This is a genomic window from Bradyrhizobium sp. USDA 3256 (genome assembly GCF_054058275.1).
This window is the reverse complement of sequence record NZ_JBSSAE010000002.1, coordinates 1,004,348-1,023,561: the sequence shown is the minus strand read 5'-3', so window position 1 is coordinate 1,023,561 and position 19,214 is coordinate 1,004,348. Positions and strand designations below refer to the sequence as shown.

General features: G+C 57.9%; 15 protein-coding genes. 11 read left to right on the top strand and 4 right to left on the bottom strand.

Annotated features, from left to right (window positions below; all coding sequences use genetic code 11):
* Positions 1-707: 707 nt before the first annotated feature.
* The gene (locus ACVWY5_RS06410; RefSeq protein WP_321177607.1) at positions 708-1,394 is read right to left on the bottom strand and encodes a YopT-type cysteine protease domain-containing protein; all 687 of its coding nucleotides are present in this window, start codon (positions 1,392-1,394) and stop codon (positions 708-710) included.
* Positions 1,395-1,720: 326 nt separating this feature from the next.
* Here ACVWY5_RS06410 and ACVWY5_RS06405 point away from each other — a divergent pair, with 326 nt between their 5' ends.
* Complete coding sequence (locus tag ACVWY5_RS06405) at positions 1,721-1,903, top strand: hypothetical protein (protein WP_028337441.1); 183 nt, start codon at positions 1,721-1,723, stop codon at positions 1,901-1,903.
* A 169-nt stretch (positions 1,904-2,072) separates the two neighbouring features.
* Here the strand turns inward: ACVWY5_RS06405 and ACVWY5_RS06400 are convergent, their stop codons facing one another.
* The 3 genes from ACVWY5_RS06400 to ACVWY5_RS06390 all read right to left on the bottom strand — a co-directional run bounded on the left by ACVWY5_RS06400 (position 2,073) and on the right by ACVWY5_RS06390 (position 4,877).
* Positions 2,073-2,396: a DUF7694 domain-containing protein gene (locus ACVWY5_RS06400; RefSeq protein ID WP_456671766.1), complete on the bottom strand. Its 324-nt coding sequence runs from the start codon at positions 2,394-2,396 to the stop codon at positions 2,073-2,075.
* 77 nt (positions 2,397-2,473) lie between these two features.
* A complete protein-coding gene (locus ACVWY5_RS06395; RefSeq protein WP_321177111.1) occupies positions 2,474-2,896 on the bottom strand; it encodes a hypothetical protein in 423 nt (140 codons plus the stop codon).
* 1,762 nt (positions 2,897-4,658) lie between these two features.
* Positions 4,659-4,877 (bottom strand): hypothetical protein, encoded by a 219-nt coding sequence (locus ACVWY5_RS06390; protein WP_028337440.1) that lies wholly within the window; start codon positions 4,875-4,877, stop codon positions 4,659-4,661.
* A gap of 393 nt (positions 4,878-5,270) precedes the next feature.
* Between ACVWY5_RS06390 and ACVWY5_RS06385 the strand changes: the two genes are divergently transcribed.
* From ACVWY5_RS06385 to ACVWY5_RS06340, 10 genes are all read left to right on the top strand, one after another.
* Positions 5,271-5,570, top strand: coding sequence for a hypothetical protein (locus ACVWY5_RS06385; RefSeq protein ID WP_321177112.1), 300 nt, complete (start codon positions 5,271-5,273; stop codon positions 5,568-5,570).
* 162 nt (positions 5,571-5,732) lie between these two features.
* The gene (locus ACVWY5_RS06380) at positions 5,733-7,202 is read left to right on the top strand and encodes an acetyl-CoA carboxylase biotin carboxylase subunit (RefSeq protein ID WP_028337439.1); all 1,470 of its coding nucleotides are present in this window, start codon (positions 5,733-5,735) and stop codon (positions 7,200-7,202) included.
* Between the two features lies 1 nt (position 7,203).
* Entirely contained in the window at positions 7,204-7,707 is a 504-nt protein-coding gene (locus ACVWY5_RS06375) for an acetyl-CoA carboxylase biotin carboxyl carrier protein subunit (protein WP_038377942.1), read from the top strand.
* Between the two features lies 1 nt (position 7,708).
* Positions 7,709-9,316 carry an acyl-CoA carboxylase subunit beta gene (locus tag ACVWY5_RS06370; protein WP_028337438.1) on the top strand — a complete coding sequence of 536 codons (1,608 nt, stop codon included), beginning with the start codon at positions 7,709-7,711 and terminating at the stop codon, positions 9,314-9,316.
* Positions 9,317-9,982: 666 nt separating this feature from the next.
* On the top strand, positions 9,983-10,990 hold the full coding sequence (gene trpD / locus ACVWY5_RS06365; RefSeq protein ID WP_028337437.1) for an anthranilate phosphoribosyltransferase: 1,008 nt from the start codon (positions 9,983-9,985) through the stop codon (positions 10,988-10,990).
* A gap of 243 nt (positions 10,991-11,233) precedes the next feature.
* On the top strand, positions 11,234-11,416 hold the full coding sequence (locus ACVWY5_RS06360; protein ID WP_080667282.1) for a hypothetical protein: 183 nt from the start codon (positions 11,234-11,236) through the stop codon (positions 11,414-11,416).
* Positions 11,417-11,679: 263 nt separating this feature from the next.
* Positions 11,680-12,204: a flavin reductase family protein gene (locus ACVWY5_RS06355; protein WP_321177113.1), complete on the top strand. Its 525-nt coding sequence runs from the start codon at positions 11,680-11,682 to the stop codon at positions 12,202-12,204.
* Positions 12,205-13,554: 1,350 nt separating this feature from the next.
* On the top strand, positions 13,555-14,679 hold the full coding sequence (locus ACVWY5_RS06350) for a M20 family metallopeptidase (protein ID WP_028337435.1): 1,125 nt from the start codon (positions 13,555-13,557) through the stop codon (positions 14,677-14,679).
* Between the two features lie 1,353 nt (positions 14,680-16,032).
* Positions 16,033-17,568, top strand: coding sequence for a class I adenylate-forming enzyme family protein (locus ACVWY5_RS06345; protein WP_028337434.1), 1,536 nt, complete (start codon positions 16,033-16,035; stop codon positions 17,566-17,568).
* 205 nt (positions 17,569-17,773) lie between these two features.
* Entirely contained in the window at positions 17,774-19,057 is a 1,284-nt protein-coding gene (locus tag ACVWY5_RS06340; protein WP_456671658.1) for a preATP grasp domain-containing protein, read from the top strand.
* Positions 19,058-19,214: the final 157 nt, after the last annotated feature.

Here is a 19,214-nt window from a genome sequence, read left to right as displayed (position 1 = left end):
CGGTCCGGGTTCATTGATGATCCGACTAAATAGATCGTGATCCTCGTGTGTCCAGTTGTACGCCCCTGGAGACCCCGGGGATCCGCCGCCGTCGATCGGGTTAAAATCCATACAGCTCTCCTTCTATGTTGAACATATCTCTTGCTGATCCGCGCGGCCGGTAATGCTACCAGTTCAGTCATAGGCGGCATCACTATCGAGACGTGGGTCTTATGCTAAGAGACTTAGCTTTCGGGAAGCTGACGGGAATCGGCAAGACAAGCGCACCTGCACGGCGCGATCGTGAGTCACGGGAAAGGTGATGTCGCGGATGCAGGCTCGGGTGGGGTCGTGCTGTTCAGGCAGAGGTACGTCCGACGAAGACTCTGAGCAGCTTTGATGCAGTTACTTTTTCGTTCTGAGCCGATCAGGCGAGCTTGAAACAGATCGATTTTCCCTCGATCGTGCATTCGCCGTCTTACGAGGTTGGGTGGGGATCTGACGTTCAGTCAGTCCGTTGGGACCGGGCAAATCAACTCGAGCCGTCGCTTCATACTTCGCGACGGCTCTGGCGAATGAATTCTGCTGACTGTTTCGCGGCCAGCCCTTTCGGCCGCCTCTGCAGGTCCCGTGTCCTTGCTCCCGGCCGCCTTTAGCCGTTTTGGGAAGCCTGCTGCCGGTCGACTGCGGAGCACTAAACTGAGTGAAAGACGAAGCTCTGAAACGGCTCAGGCCATCCTTTGTGTGACGATCGTTGATATATCGAGTCCATTCAGATTTCTGTAACGGTCAGCGAGGCTTTTGAACAACTCACTCATCTGATCTGACCGAACAGTAAACTCGCCATAGTTGGGATCAAAGAGGGTGGTCATTCGATTCGATGTCGACGTTGCGATTGTGTGCGCGCCACCTGCGGCGAAACGCAGGCCGAGCAAATAGATCGATGGGTCGGCGATGACTTCGTTAACTATCTGGGCAATGCGCGAAGATGAGCCAAACCTATATCGCGTCTGCTCGTCGGATGGGTCCAAGCCTGCTTCGCGCAGCATTGCGCTTCTTGCCTGAAGATTGTGAGAACCTCCCCTACTATTTTGCAATCGAGTCTTGAGATCTTCATACCGCTGCTGCCGCACTGCCGCCGAGGCGTGGTTTTCAGCGCCCGGGACCAGCGCTCTCATTCGGGATGAGGGGCTGCCTTGGAGGCTGAGGAGCCACTCCGCGGTCAGACCGACGCAGATCCCGTTGACATTGGCCCCAGGTAATTCAGCAGTCCTGTATTGGAACAGTGGACGGACCGGCCTCTCCGGAGAGGATGGATTTGGGCTGGAAGACAGAGAGGATGTGCTGGGGTCTGAGGAGACTGAACTATAAACGTTTGCGTCTGAGGTATGTGGCTTGCTGCAGCAGAGCCCCATTTGGTCGGACCACTCCCCAGATGGCGATCTCTGCCGTTGGGCGAGATCCGTAAGCGCTTGCGCAAAGTTATCACTATCCATCGACGGGCTCGGCTCGTCAGCTTGTTCAGGGCGCGTGGATTGGCCACCAATTCGATTATACATGATTGTTCGCCTGTCTTAGCGTACGTTTCCCCAAAGCGAGTACGGGCTTTTCATGTCCCGCGCGCGAACGATATTGCAGCAAGCTGACGACGAACTGACGAGCAGAAAGAACCCGAAAACGCTATCGCACCGAGGGCTATTTGTGAGTCTAGCGTTTTTTGCTTAGCCAGCTCCGTTCGGCGATGGTCGAGGAGCTTGCGGCTCTGGTTGAAGTTGCCGCCTTCCAGGAGATGCTGCTCGCGCCCCACGTTCAGCGCGGCTTCCACGAGCACCGGTTCGAACGCCGCGAGAAACGATCCAATCCTGTCGTTCTGTCCACCATGGACCCGGCCGCCGGTGCATATGGGACATCTCGTGCCGGCTGAGTGCACAGTCTCCTGCCCGACAGCAACATTCAGGCTCAGAAACCCCGCACCTTGCAACTGGCAGAAAAGCCGGACATGTCCGCCGGTCGCGCAGCCTTCCGGCGGCGCAGGACCGACGTTTCTGCTCGGGCCCAGCGCACCTCTTCCATGCGGAATTGTCGACACAACGTCATGCTGTCGCGCTCATCCGTCCAAATAACATGGCCGCTTCGGATGGTCCTAGCCCAACGACGCCTACAAAGCTTGGCGGCGGCATTGGGATGTCCCGATGAGTAGGCTTCCACAGGTGCAGGCAATATCGGCTGTTATTCACATATTGCGAATGTGGCGGATGCAGTTGCATCACGCACTCCTCCTCGTCCCAGAAGAGGTCTTTTACGAAGCACATCTCTTCCCAGTTTGGACAACGCCGCGGCGTCGAGACAGCAACATGCTCCCAGCTAGGACGGACTAATCCACTGATCTTGAGCTCACACCCGCAAGGCCCCTGCACAAGAAACAAGCCGCAAGGGCCTGATCCGGGTACACTGGCGAACTGGCCGTATTTTACCCGGCCAGCCTCAAGCCTTTCTATGATCTGCGCTCGCACGTCCCCTCCTTTGCCTCGCGGATCGCTTTGAAGTCGACATAGACGACGTTGTCTGGCAACTCATTAACCCGCGCCACTTCGGTCCTCAACGCAGCGTTCCAAAACCGCTCTTCAGCGAACCATCTGCTGAGAAAGCCGCAGATGTCCATCATCACTTGCTCTCCTATTATTGATTTTCGGCGGCTCACATCCTGCTTTGAGGACGCGACGAACACCCTCACGGCTTCCGATTGCTTGAACGCGAGCCGTGCAATTCGATGCGAATCACCCAGTTCCACACTCATGGTGACCCGACGGGCAAGATCCGTGGACGACTCCGTCGCAAGGTCAAGGCTCGCACGGGCCCTCTTGCCCATCGATGCCGGCAGGCCTGACCTCACATCGCCGAACAGAAACGCCTTCAAGGCAGATGAGCCCTTGAGCCTCGGCACCTCCAAACAAGTATTGATTGCCCTGCCCGTTGAGATCGTCTGTCGATGTGCTTGAACATATGAAATGGGCCGATCATGGTCGCCGATAGATCGATCGTCATCCCGGCAGCTCCATTTGATCGCATGTGATACTTGCTTGTGGATTCGATTGTGGCTCGCAAACCCGCGCGCCGCCGCCACTGTGATTCGAGGGCGACGGCACCTCGGCCCGTGCTGCCATCTGGTACTCGATAGGGTCGCAGCGCTCGCTTCACGTGGTCTGAAACAGTGCCAATGCGTCATCTATGTGACCATGGTCGCGCTGTATGAGCGCAAACCAGCTCGCATCAAAGCTGCAGACGGCTGGGCCGAACATGTCCTTGAGTGAGCTGCTAACACCTAGCCCTGGTGCCGCGATCTCAGCGGCTCTTCGTAAGCTAGCGGTCAGGGAAGGAGACTAGCCTGATTCACTTCGTCAGACCCAACTGCGATCAACGCGGATCTTTCGGAGCGTCACCGCAATGCAGCACCTAACGCATTGTCGCCGCGGTATGGCGCTGGCGACGCATTTACCCTTTATCTGCAGGTGTTCGCCTTCAGACATCGGTGTCGCGAATTCGACTACGGGCAGCTAGTTCACGGCACTGGACCCGACAGACACCATTTTTTCTTCTGTCAAAGCGGCACCTGCACTTCTCCGCTCGCGGCATGCTGATTGCTGGGTGAAGAAACACGAAGCCAACAGGACGCACCATATCCGGGTATCAATTCAAAACGAGCCATTTGTTTGGTCCAGAGCAGTGCAGTGCTGAACAGGTGCGCTCTTCGCAACGTGTTCCGATCTGAGCGACAATGCGAACGAAATCACCTAGCTGGATACCTGCCGCGCAGCGAACAGAATTCTGATACCCGAGCCTTGGAAGAAGACTGCGAAACTCATGAGTGATCCGAAGCGTGCAAACACGAGCCTATTTCCGTGGGCCAGCGCGTCATGGGATGAATGATGCACTGGCGCACACCAAAGCACCCCATGATCAAGCATTACGGCACAGACTGCGGACCTTGGCAGCCGCACAGGAAATGGAACCTGTGGCCGCTGGTCGGGCTGCTCCTAAATGCGCTGCTCTGGGCCGGTATGTGCTGGATTGTCACAGCCCTCCTATGAGGAAATCGACTCGACCCACTGGCAACGTCACGACAAATGGTTCGGTACAGTCGCTCGTAGGCCGCGGCTTCCGATCTAACCGTGCGGAGGACGGAACAGGCGCACCGTCATTTTAGAGGTGGAGATGACCTCTTGCACTGACCTGGCTAAGTTCACACTTGGGCGGCGACCTAGGCCCGACACGCGGTCCTCTCGCGACACAAATGAAATAAAGACAAGAGGACGGCATTTCGACTCCGCGAACTGATGTACCCGCAACCATACCGGCTAACATTGGCTATTACCCGCGACCAGATGCGCAACAAAATACGGAAACGTGCCTTGCGAAGCCCGCGCGAGAATGGCTAAAGGGATCGGCCGCCGGCCGCGCCAGTGTCGCGATCGCATTGCGACAGGAGCACGTTTGTATATCAGCATATTGCACGCGGCCACGCCGTCCCTCGCCCCAGGGACCCCGCCATACGGCTCGGCTCGCCCCGCGTGCAGACCTGCCACTACTTGGCCGCGCCAAGACGCTGCGTGATATTTGCCCCGCCAATAAAATTGCGAGCCGATGTACCCGCGGGACGTTCTGCCGAACGGAGCGAGCCGTTAAAACTCACAATCGGACAACGTATCGTCCTCGTTTCTGCGCGCCTGCCAGTCTTGAGCATGCCGAACCAGCTTGTCGTATTCCATGGCAATCTTAAGAAGCCTATCTCTGGATTTGCCGTAAGCGAGTGCTTCCGCCTTCTTTCGCGTTGCTTCCGCGCGGCCTCGCCAGTGATCGGTCTCGTAGAGTTTGCTTTTCGGATTCATAGCGACGAGCATGCAATTTTCAGATCAACGAATTAAGACAAGGCGCTAAGTACAATTACGTAACAGCGACGCTTATCTCGTTGATTACGCTGCCGCGCAGTCATGCATAGCCGGCGTACAGCAATCGATGTGTATCCCTCCTTCCGAAGCGCCCTCGCGCAGGCATCCGTGTAAGACGGAATATGCACATTCCACACATCTTGAGACGGATCCACGAAGGGGCTTGAATCACACGCTGCGTCAGATTGTACGATCGTAGACACGTGGGGAACACCTTCGACAATCTAGACGCTTCCTGACAGATAACGAGAACTGCGCACCCGGACTTGCTTCCCGGTTGACAGGGCCACTTGCGTTTGGCGCAGGGAACAACAACCGCTGCCCACCAGCTTGAAAGGATACATCATGACTCAAACTCAACGAATCCGTTTGGCTTCGCGCCCCAATGCCAGCCACTGCGCGATCGCGCTTGCTATCGCATTGACAGCAGTAATCCCCGAGCACGTGAATGCGCGCGACCAAGCGCCGACCGCAGAGGAGAAAGAGGCTTGTATGGAGGACGTGTTCCGCCTTTGCAGCAGCCACATACCAGATCGTGTCGCCATCACGTCTTGTCTCAGATCCAAGCAAGCGAGTCTCAGCCAGCAGTGTCGCTACGTGATTTCCGCTCGAGATACTGGCAAGAAAAACGGCGACCCAAAGTGAAGGATCGCCGATCATGCCGGTGCCGACCAACTCACGCTCAGAATTGAACCAAATCTGACCTTCCACCAGCGCAACCGATCAAGCGCTGGCCATCGAGAGTGGCACCAATCGTGTCATAACTGACAGAGGCTCTGGCTACAGCTGGCTTGTCCGGATAGGCGAATGCACACATTACCCTTCGATACAGTTCTGATCGCCAATAGGGGCGAGATAGCTGCACGAATCATCAAAACGTTACGGAACCTTGGACTTCGTTCTGCAATTGCCTACCACGAGGTTGACGCCTTGACCCCCGCCGTCTCCATGGCCGACTTGGCGATTCCGATCAGCGGCCGCACGCCGGTCGCGAGCTACCTGGACTTCGCACAGATCATCGCTGCCGCTCGCAAGGCGAGTGCCGGCGCGCTGCATCCGGGTTATGGATTGCTTTCCGAGAATGCGGAGTTCGCCAAGGCTGTGATCGAGGCCGGCATTACCTTCATCGGGCCTGCTCCGGAAGCCATCGAGCTCATGGGGGACAAGATCCGGGCTCGCAATTTCGTTCAGCGGAACGGCTTTCCAGTCGTTCCCTGCGCCATCGAAGAAGATGAACCGACGACGTTCGTTTCCAGAGCGCAAGCAGTTGGATTTCCTCTGCTCGTGAAGCCATCAGCGGGCGGTGGCGGCAAGGGCATGCGGATTGTTCGCGACCTCAGTGCATTGGAAGCAGCTATTGAGCAGGCGCGCAGTGAAGCGTGTCGCTACTTTGGAGATGGCCGACTTTATGTCGAACGATATCTCGAAATCCCACGGCACATCGAAGTGCAGGTGCTGGGTGACGCCTTCGGTAACCTGGTCCATCTCTTCGAGCGCGAGTGTTCGGTGCAGCGGCGCTTCCAGAAGATCATCGAGGAGACGCCCTCGCCCGCGCTATCGCCAGAATTGCGGAAGCGGATTTGCGAGGCCGCGGTTGGCATCGCCCGTGCAACGCAATATCAAAATGCTGGAACGGTTGAGTTCATTCTAAGCGAAGGCGCATTCTACTTTCTCGAAATGAATACGCGCCTTCAAGTCGAGCATCCAGTGACCGAGATGATCACCGGCGTCGATCTGATCGCCGAACAAGTTTATGCCGCAGCGGGCCGCGAACTTTCACTTTCACAATCCGATATTGTTCCGAATGGGCACGCAATCGAGCTCAGGCTGTACGCAGAGGCTCCCGAACGCGGATACGTCCCAACCACTGGCAAAGTACTTCTTCTCGAATTTCCGGACGGCGTGCGGATCGACAGCGGTGTTATGCAAGGTCAGCACATCACGCCGGCATTCGATCCAATGCTCGCGAAGATCATCGTGCATGCGCCGAGCCGCATAGAGGCTGCTCTGAAAGCGCATCGCGCCGTTCGAGAGCTAGTTCTACTTGGGTGCGAGACCAACGCTAACTTGCTTGCCCGAATCCTGGCGGACGAAACATTTCTCGGCGGTCAATTCCATACTGGATACCTTGAAGAAAATCCGCATCTCGCAGCGGACAATTTTGCCACCGGATTGCGTGCGTTCCTGGCATCCGCCGCTCTCCTGACGAGACCGGTGCGTGCTTCCGCTGACGCCGTGCCCGAGCTTCACGCAACACTCGGCAACTGGAGGAATTGACGTGTATCACTCATTCGAGCTCGACCGCGTAGATCATAGGCTATGGCTTTCAACCAGCCAGCAGGGCTACCGACTCCATTTGCGAGACCAAGTGATTGATCCGGTCGCCTTCACTCATCACAGTGAGAGTAGCGGCATCCTGACCATTGCGGGTGAGAGTGAACCGGTCAGGTTCGCCATCGAGGGCGACCTCATTCACCTACATATACGCGGCAGAACCCGCGTTTTGCGCTACAACGACCCGTTGCGAACGCTCGCTCCCGCGAATGACGAAATACATCCTCTAACCGCCCGGGCGCCGATGCCTGGCGTCGTTGTTGCGATTACCGTTTCGCCTGGTCAATCAGTCTCGGCGGGAATGGCGCTGATGATGGTTGAGAGCATGAAGCTGGAGACGATCATACGCTCACCACGGGACGGCATCGTCGACCGGATTCACGTCGAGCAAGGCGAGAGCTTCGAGCATGATGCCGTGCTGGTCACGCTCTCCAAGGAAGGGCGCTGAAATGCAGCGGATCGATTCCGTAGCGGACGTGAACTCGCAAGCGTTTCGCCGCAACGATCTCCACAACAGGCAATTAGCGGCCGAATTGAAGGAACGGCAACGCGCTGCCCGCTTCGACCGGCCCGAACGGGACTTCGAGCGACTGCGTCGACAAAACAAACTGTTTGTTCGCGAGCGACTCGCGGCCTTGCTTGATCCGGAAACTCCGTTCCTGGAGCTTTCCACGCTGGCCGCCAACAAGGCATATGATGGCGAGGTGCCCACTGCTGCGCAGGTTGTCGGCATCGGCATTGTGGCGGGTCGGGAGGTGATCGTTCATGCCGATGATGCCAGCGTGAAAAGCGGTGCATGGTATCCGCTCTCGGTCAAGAAGATTGTGCGGGCTTTAGACATCGCCATCGAAAACCGTCTACCGGTGGTTCATCTGTGCGACTGCGCCGGCGGATTCCTGCCTTTGCAGGCAGAATTCTTTGCGGATCGCTACCATGCCGGTCGAATACTCCGGAATCAATCCATTCTCTCGAAGATGGGAGTGCCGCAGGTCGCCATCGTCATGGGGCACTGCACTGCGGCAGGGGCCTACGTCCCTGCGCTTAGTGAATACAACATTATGGTCGAAGGTACGGGAGCGATTTTTCTCGGCGGCCCCCCGGTCGTAAAGGCTGCCACCGGGGAACAAGTGTCCGCCGAAGACCTTGGCGGCGCCCTCCTGCATACCAGCGTCTCGGGTACCAGTGATTACGTCGCAAGCTCCGAGATGCATGCGATTGCGATTGCACGCGACATCGTCGCTCGCCTCCACCAACCGGCGAAGACCTGGATCGATCGAGAGGCTCCTGAGCCGCCCGTTTACAGTGCTTCGGAGCTTTACGGTATCATTCCAACGGACACGCGAGCGCAGTTCGACATGCGAGAAATCATCGCCCGTTTGGTCGATGGGAGCCGCTTCCATGAGTACCAGCCCCGCTATGGGACATCACTCGTGTGTGGCTTTGCGCGGCTTCATGGATATCAAGTCGGGATCCTTGCCAATAATGGCGTGCTGTTCGGCGATAGTTCGCTGAAGGGCGCTCATTTCATCCAATTATGCGACAAGAATCGGACGCCCCTGCTCTTCCTGCAGAACGTCACGGGCTTCATGGTTGGCCGCGAGTATGAGCGACGTGGGATCACCAAGGACGGCGCTAAGCTGATCATGGCTGTTTCCGGAGCGTCCGTGCCGAAGTTTACGATCGTTTGTAATAGCTCGCACGGCGCGGGAACTTACGCTATGTCGGGACGTGCGTTTGATCCTCGATTTGTGTTCAGCTGGCCTAATTCTCAGATATCTGCGATGGGTGCCGAGCAAGCCGCAGGCGTGCTCACCCACGTCAAGGCGCGACAGTTGGCTCGCGCGGGCGGACGCCTCTCCGAACAACAACTGGCAGCCATTCGAGAGCCAATTCTTGAAGAGTATCACGAGCGATCGAGCGCCTATTATGCGACCTCCGAAATCTGGGACGACGGCATCCTTGATCCTGCCGACACCAGAACCGCCGTCGCGATTGCATTGAGCGCTTCGCTCAATACGCCGATCGACGCGCCGCAGTACGGGGTATTCCGACTGTAAAGCAGGACCGAACACGAGTTGCGGATTGAGTCATGCCACCTTCCGCAACTGGCGGTGCCGAGATCGACGTGTGCTCCATCGGCATCGCAAATTGGAGCGCAGTTTTTCCCTGATTGGCTTGAACTAGCGGCCCCAGCGGGTCCACGAAGCTTTCAAGCACTCTATGAAAGCTGTAGAGCGTACGGTTCGTTACGTGCTGTGCATCTTCATCTGCAATGCGCGTTACATTCAGTAACCAAGAGGTTTGGCTTCGAACGACCCGAAGCAGGTAATAGAAGCCCGCGTCAACGCTCCGTGAAGAAGCGCCCCAGGCCAAAAGGCTTGGAAAGATGCCGTGCACCGGGTCGGAACACCGCGATCAAGAGGCAGCCGCGGCAGGCGCCGGCGTGAGACAATTATGTTGGCGCTGGCGTCCATGCGCCAGCACTGTCTGTTATCAGTCCGGACCGCACCATGAAATGGAGAGCTTGACCCTCACGTAGCGTCAGGTTGTAGCCTTACTTCGGGCCCCTCGCTCAACCAACTGATACGCAAGGGTCAATGAAGTATCAGCCGCCCGGGTACAGGGCAGCCAGCTGCTTCGATGCACCAATGCCATGTCTCTTCAACGAAAAGCCGCCCGTTGAACGGACAAGCCTAAGCTTTGGATGGACCGTGTAAAGTTCAATGGAAGCGCTCAAATCGATCATCGGCAAAGTTGCCAACGGCGCCACTCTAACGCGTGAGGAAACTGCGTTAGCCTTCGACAGCGTGATGTCGGGTCACGCGACCCCCTCACAGATCGGCGGCTTGTTGATGGGAATGCGGGTCCGCGGCGAAACGGTCGAAGAAGTCACGGGTGCAGCCTCCGCGATTCGGAATAGAATGCCGCGGGTCGAGGCGGCATGCGATCCAATCGATATCGCTGGCATGAGCGACGGTCCTTTGTGTTCGGTCAACGTGTCGACGTGCGCCTCCTTTATCGTCGCCGGGACCGGCGTTCCTGTTGCCAAGCATGCCAACCGCGCTGCGTCCTCAGGTTCGGGCGCCGCAGACGTGTTGGCGCGCCTCGGCGTGAAGATCGATCTTGAGCCTGAGGCAGTTGCGCGTTGCGTGCACCAAGCCGGCATCGGCTTCATGTTTGCGGCGGCCCATTATCCGGCGATGCAGCGCGTTGGCCAGATTCGGACCGCACTTGGGACCCGCACAATTTTCAACCTAATCGGGCCACTGTCCAATCCGGCCAGGGTCAAGCGACAGATCGTCGGGGTATCCTCTCGCGAATGGGTCGAGCCTCTTGCATACGTGTTGAAGAACCTTGGTGCGGAATCGGCATGGGTGGTTCATGGCTCGGACGGGCTCGACGAAATAACCCTCACCGGCCAGACCTTTGTAGCCGCGCTTGAGGCGGGTACAGTCCGCACGTTCGAGGTGACGCCGGAAGAAGCCGGGCTCCCCCGCTGCCGCAAGGATGCGCTGGAAGGCGGCGATGCCGACGCCGCCGCGCTGCAAAGCATGCTCGATGGTGCACCAAGTCGATTTCGCGACGCCGCGCTTTTGAATGCGGCGGCGGCTTTGATTGTAGCCGGCCGGGCCTCGACGCTACAGGAAGGCGTTGCACTTGGGAAAGATTCGCTTGATCGCGGCGCCGCGGCCGCTCGACTGAAGCGCCTGATCACGGTTTCGAATGCGTGACAGCCGAATTGGTCGATGTTCCAACGTTCTGACAAGCGCGAAGGGAGTGCAGCCACGAATGTGCGCTGCTTCTGCGAGCTCTCGAAGACGGTGTGCGCCCGGCCGCGCCCTGATCAAGCAATTAGCCTTAAGCACGCCGCGCGAGAGCCCCTTCTTCATCGGCAAGAGCCCGTTGCGGCACACCGTCGAAGTCGGGATCCGCGACGGAGTGGGCGCGCTGCGCTCAAAAGGAGATAAGCGGGAATGTCCTCACAGGATATGGAAACACTCGGATCTATTGCCACGATAGAACACATCATTCGAAAGTTTCGGGAATTGATCGACACGGATGGCTCGATCCCGCCGGAGCTGCGAGGTGCGCTGCACGCGACGCTCGATGAGCATCTTCTCGATGCGAAAAAGCGTGTTCTTTTGAGAGTACATTAACGTGCCGATGCTGCCAAATGCGGAGAACATCCGGCCGACTACTCATGGATTCCTCGCCGCGATCGACGCCCGAGAAAAATTGCGAGCCGCCGCCATGCCCATCGATAGGGCGTTCGCAAGCAGGAAATCTCCTCGCGCTGAGCTACCCTGCGAAATGGAGCAGCCATTTGATTACAGCGCGCCCAATGGCAGATGCAAAGAGATCAACGTCATCTGCTCGTAACGGAAGCACCAGAATTGGAGTACAACTCCAGAGGCAGGTCATGAGCCACCAGTCCGTTCCTGGGATTCGGGATATTCCATCAGTCCAAGCGACAGAGTTCCGTCAGGCCATGCGAAATCTGGCAGGTGGTGTCGCCATCGTGGCGACAGGAACGGCCGCCGAACGACGGGGGCTGACGGTTAGTTCTGTGACCTCCATTTGCATGGAGCCGCCGTGTCTGCTCGTTGGCATAAATGCCGGCTCCGAGACGCATGACGGGATACTCGCCAGTCGCAGTTTTGGCGTCAGTCTTCTCAGCACTGACCAGGAGGACCTTGCGCTACGTTTTGGCGGTCAAGGAGGTGCGAAAGGTATTCACCGCTTTGATACCGCGCCCTGGAAACAGGGCGCTCTCGATGTACCGCTATTGCCGAACGCATTTTGTGCGCTCGAATGCGTCTTGTACGACCACAAGGTGATTGGCACACATACCATCTTTATCGGCCGAGTTATCGCGACCCGCGTAGGTCACGGCAATCCATTGATCAATTTCAGGGGCGCGCTTCGAACCTTGTTGCTTGATTGAGTGCGACTTCCCAGCCCTGTTCGGGCCAGCGCTGCATTCACGCGAGCCTACGACGAGTTAAGGGAGAGATGATCTGCATTTTCGTGATCTGCGTCGCTACATGCGTTGCAGGAAGAGCTTGCGAACCGCGACTAGACTAGCCCTACAAGCGCGGCCATAGACGACGAAGAACTCCCGCATGCCGCCCCTTCGGGCTGATCAACGGGAGAGCAATAGCAAACGATGAAAGATGAATGGGCAAACTCGAGAGAAAGCGGCTCGTCGGCTGATGAAGCACGCACACAGAGAACACCGCGACATGCCCTGGATTATTCGCCGTCGTCATTTTGGCGTGGCAGGGGGATTGACGTACCTGTTGACGTACTTCCATTAGCAATCAATGCCACTCCCAAAGATTTAGCGTCTGCTCCCTTCCAGTGATTGATCCGTGATTTCTGCGGGTCGCAAGTCCCTTGCAACTTTTCCCGGAAGGGATCATTGAAACATCACCGCCAAGGCACTGCCTGTAGGTCGCCGTTGACTGAGAGACTGATATATTCCCGCCTACGCAACTCGGAGGGATGTGCAGGACTGAGCCGCTCGACAATAAGCGCTCATGTGACGAAGCGGAGCGATTGCGAAAAGAAGCCACGTGGTACACCGCCAGGTGTTGAACGCGACGGGCTTATTCGCCGCGCTCGCCAGGCTGAAGCGGCTTGCATGACGGAGTGGTTGGCATCACGGGGGTTAGAGACACCAACCTGAGAGGGCCCTGAGACCACCGAGAAAGTGCCGAGCAGTGCCCGCGTGGTTCGCGAGATCCGCACGACTACCGCGCGGGAGTTGTGGTCGAAGCAGATTTGCGTCGGCCGTTCTCTCCTGGATTATTTGTTGGCACACCAAACTGGACTGCATCGGCTTGCGGCCCGCACGCTGAACATCCTTGCGCGACCGCCGCGGTTAGTCAATCCAGCACGCACCTACACAAGGGAGGTTCTGGTCCTTGCGTGGCAACTGCGCACATTCTTGCCTGCCGGTCCCCCCGAAAGATCGCAGAAACGTGAAATGACAGGAAGATGGCAGCTAGCACCCACGAGGCGGCTGGATTGATGCCAGGGAATGTAATTGGCGCAGCTATCGAAGGAACTTCCTGATTGAAACGTCTGCAGCTCGCGAGAACTGCCAAACCGGTGTGGAATCTTGAGCTTTCATAATCGCGCCTACCAACCTTGGTAGGTCCGTTATTGCAACCGGCGCGGCATTATTGCCTGCGGCAAGACCAGACTTCAGAGGTTCACCTGACGCATTGTGATCCAGCGCGAAGGCCTTCTTTTGCGAACGATGAAGTCGAATTCTAAGGTTCAGACAACTATGTCCAGCAACCCGTTCGAAACCGCGGTGATTCTCGATGGCATCCGCCGTTGGGTTGAAATCGAGTCTCCGACCGAACGGCCGGATCAGGTCAACAAACTGGTTGATCTCGTCGCGTCGGGCTATCGTGACTTGTCGGCGACCGTCGAGCGCGTTGCGGGGCGTCACAGCCGCGGCGATCATTTGGTCACGCGCTCGTCCTGGGGGCAGGGCGTACCGGGCATTCTCGTGCTGAGCCATCTCGACACAGTTCATCCGATGGGGTTCATCGAGCGCTTGCCGTTCAAGGTCGAGGGCAACAGGGCGTTCGGCCCTGGCATCTACGACATGAAGGGCGGCGCCTACCTCGCCTATCACGCGTTCAGGCAGGCTTGCGCCGATGATGTCCGACCTCCGCTCGGCATCACCCAGCTTTACGTATCGGACGAAGAGACCGGTAGTCCGACGTCGCGGGCGTTGATCGAGGCCGAGGGTCGCAAGGCCAAGTACGTGCTCGTGACCGAGCCCGCGCGCGACGGCGGCAAGATAGTCACCGGACGCAAAGGCGTTGCGCGCTTCGACGTCTTCGTCAAGGGCACGCCGGCCCACGCCGGCGCCCGCCCCGAAGACGGCTGCAGCGCGATCCGGGAACTCGGCAATGTGATCCAGACACTGGAGGCGATGAACGATCTCAAGCGCGGCGTCACCGTCAATGTTGGTGTCGTCCGCGGCGGCACCAAGCCCAACGTGGTTGCCGAAGACGCCTATGCGGAAGTCGACATGCGGGTGCCGACCATGGCTGACGCCGACGAGCTGGTGCCGAAGATCCTTGGTATCACCTCGCGCACCAAGGGCGTCAGCGTGAAGGTCGCCGGCGAATTGAACCGTCCACCGTATGAGAAGAGCAACGCCGGGGCCGCACTTTACGAACACGCCAAGGGCCTTGCCGCCGAGCTCGGCTTCAAGCTGCTCGACGTCTTCAGCGGCGGCGGCTCGGACGGCAATTTCACCGCGCCTCGCACCGCGACCCTCGACGGTCTCGGCGTTGACGGCAAGGGAGCCCATACGCATTACGAGCAACTCTACGTTTCATCGATTGAGCCGCGCGCCCGGCTCCTCTATCGCCTCTATCAGACGCTGCAATGATCTTCGCGCTTGAGGAGCCCGCGATCGCGACGTGCACCGGATGAAGTACGCTTGCACATACGCGCGGCTGGTTCGAACGGCGCAACATGATAAGCTGCCATGAGGTCGACTTGTCGAACACGATCGTCCGATCTTGCCCTGTGCATCCGACAGATGCGCACTGAATGGTTCAATGACGGCGCAGCGGGCGTTACATCCGCTATCGGCTGCGAAGACGACGGATGCCCGATCGCATAAGCGTGGGCGTTTCGATCACGGCCTCATCGCTCGCGAACCTAGTCTCAAGCGACATTCTGACGCAGACCGTGGCGCAGAATGGCCGTCGACACAAGCCTCTTGGCAGCGCTTTCCCGACAAACCTGAGAGCTTTGCCGAAAGGGCTTGAATCGGACGTAACGTTAAGTTGTACGATCCGTAGAACGACGCGGGTCTTCTTCTGTCGTCGGAATCGTGAAGGATTGCGAATGTCTCACCTCATCAGAACATACGCTGGGTGTTGCTCATGATCCTCATCCGCGACAGCGAGTCGGTCGAGATGCTCATGCAGCGAGTCTTGATCGCAGCGCCACGGCTCGAAAGTAGTTATGGACGGCCCCACATTCCGGAACCGATGCTGTGGGGCTATCCCAAAGCGAGGCGCCGACGAGACGGTGATGCCGGAAGAGATCGGCGTAGATCCCGAGCCCTTGCAGGGTGCCGCCGCGTCCCGAATTCGAAACCGAACGGCGAGACCACCGTACCGACCTCAGTTCGGAGAACCGGCGTTTCGCTCGGTTTGCACCACTTTCCCGTCACCGGCAGGGCCCGCCCCTCGCGTAAGCGTGTGGCAGCCCGTGCGACAGCCGAGGCTTTCAAGAGACTTGAACTGCACGTTGCGCTCGGCGTGACGTCGGAAGAGATGGCGCGGTATTTTGGAGCAGCAAGTTGAAAGCGCCGGACGGCGTCAAGAAGGTCCTGCTGATCGACCACATTGAAGGCCAATGCCGGGCCATTGTCGGCTTCAAAGATGGAGATCCAAGATCAGCATATATGTGCGGCGAACCTGTATGTCAAAGACCAGGCAAGAAACAGTCGTCATGGTGTACCTATCACTACGGGCAGATGCACGCCACTTCTGCCGAGCACAGCAGAGCAAGTGGATCAAGTGCCTGAGACACTTCGAAAGTGTCGATCGTTCGCAATCCACGACAATCCTCAAGAACCGCTTCGTCATGCTAAAGGCCACGTGATCATAGCCTTTGCGACGGGTACCCGAAGCACTCAATCGAGGTCTGGCAAAGTAATTCCGGACCCCGGGCTGAACTACATCGGAACCCAACGTCTCTTGCGAAGCACAATGACACGGAGAATGAGTTGGATCTCTGCACATTGATCGAGCGCAACGCTGCGTATGCTCCCGACAAAGCCGCGATCCGTTTCGAGGGACAGACCCTGAGCTACGCCGGCTTCTATCGACGGATTGAGCGGGTCTCTCGCGGCCTCAAGAGCCAACTCGGCATCGAGAGAGGTGACCGGATCGCGATCCTCAGCCTCAACCGGCCTGACTATCTGACCTTGCTTTATGCCTGCGCGCGGCTCGGCGCAATTCTCGTCCCATTGAACTGGCGCCTTGCGACCGCCGAGCGGCTTTTCATTCTGTCCGACTCCGGGGCAAAAGTGCTCATGCTTGAGCAGTCCTTTAACGCAGTCTTGCCGGATCTGACGCGGCAACTTCCTGATATCTACCTCGTCGGACTGGACTTTGGGCCGCCGGGCGGAAGCAAGTTGGACGACCTTATGGACGGAGACTGTGGTGGCGAACGCAATCCGCGTGCTGACCTGTCTTGCCCGCTTCTGATCGTCTATACTTCGGGCACCACAGGGCGACCTAAAGGCGCTGTGCTGCGTCAGGAAGCATTGCTGTGGAACGGGGTCATGAGTCAGCATATGCATGACCTAACCTCGACCGATCACGCCTTGACTGTTTTGCCGCTCTTCCACGTCGGCGGCCTGAACATCCAGACGACCCCAGGTTTGCATCACGGCGCGACGATAACTATCCAAAGCCGCTTTACGCCAGAGGCAACGTTTGATGCATTCGAACTGGACCGGCCCACGGTAGCAGCCTTAGTGCCGGCCATGATGCAAGCGCTAACCGACCATCCGCGGTGGGTAAGCACGGACTTATCCGCGCTCAAAGCAATCTGTACCGGATCGACGATGGTGCCTCAGCGCCTTGTCGAGCGTTTTGTCAGGCGCGGAGTGCCAGTCTTACAGGTTTATGGTTCCACGGAGACCTCTCCCATCGCTGTGTATACCAAGCTCGGCGCAGATCCCGTACCTGACGGCGCAAGCGGCCTGCCTGGTCTTTGCTGCGAAGCAGCCATCATCGATGATGTCGGCACCAAGTTGCCGCCAGGGATCCCAGGCGAGATCGCAGTACGCGGGCCCAACGTTTTCTGCGGATATTGGGGCGATCAACAGGCGACGCGTGAGGCCTTTAGTGAAGGTTGGTATCGCACTGGTGACATCGGCCGCTGCGACGCCGATGGATATTTTTGGATCCGCGACCGCAAGAAGAATCTGATCATCTCCGGCGGAGAGAATATCTATCCGGCGGAAGTGGAACGTGTGCTCATGGGCCATCCCGATGTCGCCGACTGCGCCGTCGTCGGTCGACCGGACCCGCGCTGGGAAGAAGTACCGATAGCCTATGTGATCAGGCGACCGAGGACCCGGATCGGAGCCGACGCGCTGTTGGCGCATGTCCAATCGCAGCTTGCCCGTTTTAAGGTACCGCGCGAAATCATTTTCACGCAACAGCTGCCGAAAACGGCGTTGGGCAAGGTCCAACACTTCATGCTGAAGGTGCTCGACACGCAGTCAAGCCCGCAAGGAGACAACGATTGAGATCGGCGGATTGGCTGGGCGTAGTTCCCAACTACACCAAAAGAGATATCGAGACGGCGCAATACCGCCTTTCGGTCAGTACCTACATACGATGCGCCGCTGCGAGTTCATCGTTGCTGGCATGGCGGTCTGTGTTTGATCGCGCCAAGTGCCTGGGGGACCGTCGTTGCCTCGGGTCTTAATCATGAATGCCGGGACCGCTCAAATGTCGGGCGGCGATCCGACAGCAACTCAACTGTCCCTTTCCGCCAACTCCGCATGCCGCTCTGCCTGGTTTGCACAGGAGGGTGACCTAATAGTCTCTCCGATAGCAATCCCGACAGACTTGTTATTCTTCATTGGCGCGACGCTCAACTTCGATGCCTCGAGTCTCTCTACGCTTGTGCCTGAAGGCACCGGCGACTCACCGATTCTTAATGATTGCACCCTGCTGTCCAATACGCTCGTCGAGCGACTCAACGGCCATATTCGCCGGAATTTCTCATCTTGGAAAATCCATTCCTGCTACTCTAGTGAAGGCGTAGCGCGCTTGGCGGCGCTGCTGGGCATCCCGCAGAGCGGGGACGACTTCGCTTTGCAGCGAGGGCCGGATCTCCTGAACCGCAAGAGCCACTTCCGTCAGTTGGCGACAAGTGTCGCGCTCCCGCTGCCCAGTGGATGCGCGACCACGAATCCAGACGAACTATTCAGAGCGGTGACTTCCTTGAGGTCAGAGAGCGGCAGCGTGATCGTCAAGTTGGACAATGGAGCGGGCGGAGTCGGAAATGTCATCCTGACCGGCAATGAAAGCGGTCCACTCCCTGGGGCAAGAGATACCCGAGCGGTTGCTTGGCCATCGCTTGATCCTGAAGCACTTTGGTCCGAGCTGACAACAGCATCCTGCAAGACGTTGGTCGTTGAATCGTACCACTTGGCTCGCGCTCTGTTCTATCTCGAGTATGAGATAGAGGAGGATGGTTCCATCGTTTTCATCAACAGCGGCAACATACGGCTACGTCGCAGCAAAGATCGATCCGAACGGGCACTCATCTGGACAGGACTTGAGCTTCCCAGCGACCTGACGAACGAGCAATGGCTGGCCGCCCAGGCCCATGCCTACCGATTTGTGGAGCTCGCACGAACGTTGGGATACCGCGGAATGATCAACATTGACGGCATTTTCGCCAGCGACGGCCGGCTTTTCTTTAACGAAGCGAACGGCCGATGGGGCGGAGGTTCGGTGTTACACAGCATTGCCGTCCGGCTGCTCGGCATCGAATATTCCGGTCGCCACGTCATTTCATCCGTGCGAAACGTCCCATCATGTTCTCTCCAAGCTGCGCTTGATCGTTTCGTCAGGCATGGATTTCTATTCGATGGCACACGGAAGGAAGGCGTGATTCCGCTTGCCGTCGATCAAGATGCAGGCACGGTGGAGTGCCTGGTGATCGCGCGCGATAGGCCCACTGCCCGCGCTCTGCAGCACTCGTTATTGGCAATGGTCAATTGAAATCACTGTTTCAAACTCCTCCGTTCATTCGAACCCCTGCCTGTGCCCGCACGCCGGCGGTTGGGAACGTCAGGTGAGTATCTGCTTCGTCTCGCTCGAAGTGGATTCCACCTGAACTTAGGATACGGCGCAAGGTCCGCTCTCCGAAGCGCACGGC

Coding starts and splice junctions, on each gene's coding strand:
- ACVWY5_RS06410 (WP_321177607.1), bottom strand. CDS start 1,394: ATGGGGCTCTGCTGCAGCAAGCCACATACCTCAGACGCAAACGTTTAT.
- ACVWY5_RS06405 (WP_028337441.1), top strand. CDS start 1,721: ATGGTCGAGGAGCTTGCGGCTCTGGTTGAAGTTGCCGCCTTCCAGGAG.
- ACVWY5_RS06390 (WP_028337440.1), bottom strand. CDS start 4,877: ATGCTCGTCGCTATGAATCCGAAAAGCAAACTCTACGAGACCGATCAC.
- ACVWY5_RS06385 (WP_321177112.1), top strand. CDS start 5,271: ATGACTCAAACTCAACGAATCCGTTTGGCTTCGCGCCCCAATGCCAGC.
- ACVWY5_RS06380 (WP_028337439.1), top strand. CDS start 5,733: ATGCACACATTACCCTTCGATACAGTTCTGATCGCCAATAGGGGCGAG.
- ACVWY5_RS06370 (WP_028337438.1), top strand. CDS start 7,709: ATGCAGCGGATCGATTCCGTAGCGGACGTGAACTCGCAAGCGTTTCGC.
- trpD (WP_028337437.1), top strand. CDS start 9,983: ATGGAAGCGCTCAAATCGATCATCGGCAAAGTTGCCAACGGCGCCACT.
- ACVWY5_RS06360 (WP_080667282.1), top strand. CDS start 11,234: ATGTCCTCACAGGATATGGAAACACTCGGATCTATTGCCACGATAGAA.
- ACVWY5_RS06355 (WP_321177113.1), top strand. CDS start 11,680: ATGAGCCACCAGTCCGTTCCTGGGATTCGGGATATTCCATCAGTCCAA.
- ACVWY5_RS06350 (WP_028337435.1), top strand. CDS start 13,555: ATGTCCAGCAACCCGTTCGAAACCGCGGTGATTCTCGATGGCATCCGC.
- ACVWY5_RS06340 (WP_456671658.1), top strand. CDS start 17,774: ATGTCGGGCGGCGATCCGACAGCAACTCAACTGTCCCTTTCCGCCAAC.